The sequence below is a fragment of the Bartonella taylorii 8TBB genome (assembly GCF_902825155.1).
In the GTDB taxonomy this organism is placed as follows: domain Bacteria; phylum Pseudomonadota; class Alphaproteobacteria; order Rhizobiales; family Rhizobiaceae; genus Bartonella; species Bartonella taylorii_A.
In genome coordinates this window covers 1-395 of record NZ_CADEAG010000204.1, presented here as the reverse complement: position 1 = coordinate 395, position 395 = coordinate 1, and the positions used below count along the sequence as shown (strand labels likewise).

The 395-nt window shown below is 42.8% G+C and carries 1 pseudogene; it reads right to left on the bottom strand.

Features of this window, described 5'->3' with window-relative positions:
- Positions 1 to 159: 159 nt before the first annotated feature.
- Positions 160 to 395 (bottom strand): annotated as a pseudogene (locus tag J7R13_RS09305) (DNA polymerase III subunit beta); the annotation flags it as partial.

The following is a 395-nucleotide window of genomic DNA, read 5'->3' as shown; positions in this document are numbered from 1 at the left end:
AAAGATTAGTATTACCAACACCCGTAATGCCAGGAAAAACTACATGGTGACCTAAAAAAAGAATATTAAAAGAAGGATAATAGCGATAACGCAAAAGCTGTAGCTGTCGAACTGCCTCTTTGTGCACATTACCAGCCAGGCATTGCAAAACAATCTTCCCTAAACGCGAATGGGCATCAGCACGTAAAGGGCGTCCGCATCATCATTATCACGAATCAGAGCTGGAGCCACAGCATCAGACAACATAAAAACCATCTCCTCACACGAAAATTGCCCTGCAATATCCAAAAGATAACGTGAATTCAACCCTATCTCAAATGGATCCGACGTGTAATCAGCCGCTAATTGGTCTTCCGCGCTCCCCGAATCAGGATTATTAACGATAAGCTTCATTT